At 37.7% G+C, this 4,579-nt stretch carries 4 protein-coding genes; all 4 read left to right on the plus strand.

Translation table 11 applies throughout. The features are described from left to right. The first annotated feature begins 275 nt into the window (after window positions 1-275). Complete coding sequence (locus V7659_RS17510; protein WP_335541084.1) at window positions 276-1,820, plus strand: spore germination protein; 1,545 nt, start codon at window positions 276-278, stop codon at window positions 1,818-1,820. Continuing rightward, window positions 1,801-2,901, plus strand: a complete 1,101-nt coding sequence (locus V7659_RS17515; protein WP_335541085.1) for a GerAB/ArcD/ProY family transporter — start codon at window positions 1,801-1,803, stop codon at window positions 2,899-2,901. The genes V7659_RS17510 and V7659_RS17515 overlap by 20 nt, the downstream gene beginning before the upstream one ends. Further along, complete coding sequence (locus V7659_RS17520; protein WP_335541086.1) at window positions 2,898-4,007, plus strand: Ger(x)C family spore germination protein; 1,110 nt, start codon at window positions 2,898-2,900, stop codon at window positions 4,005-4,007. Before V7659_RS17515 ends, V7659_RS17520 begins: the two co-directional genes overlap by 4 nt. Before the next feature lie 134 nt (window positions 4,008-4,141). After that, window positions 4,142-4,318, plus strand: a complete 177-nt coding sequence (locus V7659_RS17525; RefSeq protein ID WP_335541087.1) for a hypothetical protein — start codon at window positions 4,142-4,144, stop codon at window positions 4,316-4,318. Window positions 4,319-4,579 lie beyond the last annotated feature (261 nt).

Raw genomic sequence — 4,579 nt, forward strand, 5'->3', positions numbered from 1 at the left:
TTTTTTGTAATTAAAAAAACCATAAGTTTTTTCAAGCATGGTAATATCTTCACCATATGACCCCCAATATAAAGCAAAATATTAGCATGTTTCCACATGCGCCGAGTGGATTCGGCAACACATGGGATGTTGGCTTGTTTACAATTAGACCTAATGTTTTCTTTGACTAAATTTGAAAATCTGCCTTTTATTATTTTTAACCAGAACAAACAATTACATATATATACCATATTCTGGGGATGATAATGGAAACATTTTGATAATGGAGTAAAAAGATGAAATTCATTTACCTTGCTTTAGAAAAGTTCATGAAAAGGGATATCCAACCAGTTGCTTCAAATCAGAAGTCTATATCGTTTAAAGAGGTATTCCATACAATCGATGAAAATATTTCTTTTTTTAAACATACATTTTCTGATTCAGCTGATTTAATGATTAAGGATTTAAATGAAAGAAATAATCGGGGAAGTTTGATTTTCTTAGATACGATGGTAGACAAGGAAAAGATTCAAAGAGATATTATAAAACCTATGATGGAAACAGAGGGTGCCCAGTTCGAAAGTGTACTTCATTCTAACTTTCTTAAATCAGATAACTTATTCAAAGCTCAAGAAGCACTTTTAAATGGCTCCTGTATCATGTTCTTGGATGGTGTCAAAGAATTCTACATGGTGGAAGTGGGCCTCTCCACAGAGAGGACCATTATAGAACCTAGTAATGAACAAGTCATTCATGGATCTCATGAAGGTTTTATTGAAAATCTTTCAACCAATCTTCATTTAATTAGGAAATCGTGTAGAACCGCAAACCTTACCATGGAATATATAACAGTGGGTGACCAGATTCAATCCAAAATAGCCATGGTTTATATGAAAGACCTTGCCAATAATGAAATGGTCAACGAATTCAAACGGAGGGTCCATCATATTTCAATGGATTATATCCCCAGTTCTGGAGCTCTTCAGGAATTGATCGAAGATTCCACATGGTCACCCTTTCCTCAGATTTTAAGTACAGAGAGAGTAGATCGTGTTATAAGTCATTTGAATGAAGGAAGAGTGGTGATGTTGATGGAAGGATCTCCTTCTAGTTTAATTATTCCAGTCACTTTTTTTGCATTTTTCCATTCACCTGATGATTATAATTCACGCTGGATGATTGGAACGTTTATCCGTTCCATGAGGCTCGTAAGCATTTTCATTGCGGTTAATTTGCCTGCTATTTATATCGCGGTGATTGGTTTTCATTTTGAAGTGCTGCCGGATGACTTAGTGCTCCCTGTTGTAAGTTCAATCAAAAATATACCTTTTCCTCCGTTAATTGAAGCACTTGTAATGGAGTTGACCATAGAACTGATTCGCGAAGCGGGGGTACGCCTTCCATCAAGAATTGGCCAAACCATCGGTATTGTAGGAGGTTTGGTTATTGGTGATGCGGTTGTCCGTGCAGGTCTCATTTCGAATACCATGATTGTGGTTGTGGCTATTACGGCCATTGCAGCCTACAGCATCCCGACCACAGAAATGAGTGATGCCGTACGATTTTTGCGTTTTCCCCATATGATCTTGGCATCCACCTTTGGATTTGTAGGGATTACCTTTGGGTTTATGTTTACGTTAGCTCATTTATGCAGATTAGAATCATTTGGGACAGCCTACTTTGCACCTTGGGCACCATTTCGATTAAAAGACATTAAAGATACGTTTATCCGTTTGCCCCTATGGAAATTTAATACACGTCCGCTTGATTCAAAACCAAACATCCTGAAAAAGCAATCTTTGGCAAGGGACTGGGAAAGTAATGAAACAAAACAAGAATAGAATTACGAACAAACAGCTTGTCTTTATGATTATCCAGGCCCAAATTGGTGTAGGAATATTATCGTTGCCCCATGATGTGGCATTAGTAGCCAAACAGGATGGCTGGATTTCCACTCTAATAGCAGGAGTCATCGCACAGGCGATTATTTTTGCCTATTGGGGACTAAGCAAAAGATTTCCTTCGCTATCTTTATACCAAATACTCCCAAAATTACTAGGGAAAGTTGTCGGGAAGCTACTCATTCTCTGTTATGCACTCTATTTTATGGTAACAGGGAGCTTAGTTTTAGCAAGATATAGTGATATCCTGGATAAATGGATCTTACCGCGTACACCTAATTGGATTACAATGGTTTTAATCCTCATCACCTGTATTTACATCGTCAGTGTAGGTTTAACCAGTATAGCGAGATTTTATGTACTGGTATCCCCCATTCTGTTTGTATTATTAGTGTTGATTTTGTATGCAATGAAGGATGCGAACTTCCTGTATATCTTTCCAGTAGGAGACCATAGCATTCTAACGATATTGAAAGGTTCAAAAGAAGCTGCTTTCTCCATGTTGGGCTTTGAACTGTTTCTTTTTATCCATCCCTATGTGCAATCTTCCGGAAAAGAGAAGCTGATCGCCATCACAACAGCGAACATTTTTGTCACCCTCTTTTATACCTTTTTGGTGTTTGCAGCCCTTGTCTATTTCGAACCCACTATAGATATCGCACTGACTCCAGAGCCATTATTATATATGATTAAAGCCTATTCGTTTCAAGTTCTCGAAAGGACGGATTTATTTTTCTTATCGCTCTGGCTTGTCATCGTTGCAACTTCGATTGCGAACTGGCTATTATTATCTTCAATGGGGTTGGCCAGCCTTTTTAGAAAAAAACACTATGCCTTCTTTCTGCCCATTGTTGCCGGAGTCTATTTAATTTTGGCTCTTCTTCCTGATCAAGGAAGAGACTTTAAAAATTTTAATCACTTTCTTGGGCCGACGCATTATATTTTTATCGGCATCATCCCTGTACTTCTACTCATTCTCACATGGGTTTTGTCGAAAAAAGAAGTGGTGAATAACCCATGAAAAGCCAAAAGCCTATCATTGTACTCCTATGTTTATTACTTACTGGATGCTGGGATCAGCACCTGTTAAAAAATGCGGTTCTGGTACAAATATTAAGTTTGGATTTGACAGATAACGAAGATCTGTTGTTAGGGGTTTCCATCCCTATCATCGAGGAGGCCGCAGGGGGACCGCAAGCTTTGGTAAGAAGTGAAACATTTTCTGCAAAAGGTCATACACCAAGGGATAGCCGACGTAAAATCGACCGAGAAATATCTGGAATATTGGATACATCTAAAAATAAACTGATTCTGTTTGGCCAACAAATGGCCGCTTCAGGTATTTATCCACCGTTAGATGTCATTTGGAGAGATCCGCGAAATTCATTGGGGGCAACACTGGGGGTGGTGGAGGGAGAAGCGGTTAATCTGCTTAAAATTAGACCGAAACATGAGACAAACGTGAGCGAATATATACAAGACGCTCTTACAAGCGCAGAAGAAAACTCCATTATTCCGAAACAAACCATCCAGACACTCGCTTCAGAAATGCTTGATCCGGGAGAAGATATCGTCCTTCCTTACCTAAAAATGAATAACAAGAAAAGCGCTGTAGTGGTCGGCTTAGCACTTATGAATGAAAAAAAATATGTGCGAAGTATATCACCACAAGATTCAACCCTCCTTCTCTTATTGAATAACAAAAAAGGAAAATACGCACGATTTACAAAACACGTACATAACGATGAGGAGCAGAAATTAAAAAACTATATTACATTTAATATCCACAAAATGAAAAGAAAATTAAAAGTGCAAGTAAAAAATGGAGAGGTTTCTGTTTATTTACATTCACATTTAAGGATAAACGTGGAAGAATATCCCAAGGGGGATGTTCCAAAGGAAATAGATCGACTTAACAAGGCTTTATCCAAGGAGCTTACAGAGGACGCTAATCAGGTCGTTACAAAATTACAGCAGTCGAACTGTGATGTTTTTGGAATTGGAAGGCGACTGATTGCGCTTCACCCCAAAACTTGGGACATGCTGGATAAGAAGGATTATTTTAAAAATATAAAGTTTAATACAAAGGTGAAAGTTGAAATCATCAAAAACGGTATAGTCTTGTAATGTGTAAGTAATCAACCATGAGCACTAAGAAAGGGAGTAGGGGAATGCTGTAAAATAGCCTTACTGTGTTAAACAGTAGGGCTATCACGGTGCTCCATTGGAAGTCATTCAGAGTTTACTCGGTGATGAGTTAATTGAGACTACAAGTATCTATGCTCAGTAAAGCAGAAGCAAAAGTAGGCTTAGAGGAGGTTATGGAGCGGTTAGGTCACTGTGACGATGAGACAACCAAAAATGTTTATCTGCATGTAACTAAAGAAATGAAAAAAGAGGCTTCTCATAAATTTGCTCAATTAATGAGAAGCCTCTAATTTGGCGAGAAATGTTAGCAAAATGTTAGCAAAATGTTAGCATTTCACTTTACCTTTCATCAAAACCATTGTATATCAATGGATTGACGGCGTTATTACATCATGCCGCCCATTCATTTTCATATATAATAGAAACAAATAGTGTTTAAAAAAAAGCGTTAAATCAATGTTTTTAAGTAGTTTGACTTAAATGTTTTAAATGCGATATAAAACATTGGAGGACAAATAGGAGGACAAAAGAGGACTACTAATGTATATATT

It is taken from the genome of Neobacillus drentensis, from assembly GCF_036966985.1.
GTDB lineage: Bacteria > Bacillota > Bacilli > Bacillales > Cytobacillaceae > Neobacillus > Neobacillus drentensis_E.

Coding starts and splice junctions, on each gene's coding strand:
- V7659_RS17510 (WP_335541084.1), top strand. CDS start 276: ATGAAATTCATTTACCTTGCTTTAGAAAAGTTCATGAAAAGGGATATC.
- V7659_RS17515 (WP_335541085.1), top strand. CDS start 1,801: ATGAAACAAAACAAGAATAGAATTACGAACAAACAGCTTGTCTTTATG.
- V7659_RS17520 (WP_335541086.1), top strand. CDS start 2,898: ATGAAAAGCCAAAAGCCTATCATTGTACTCCTATGTTTATTACTTACT.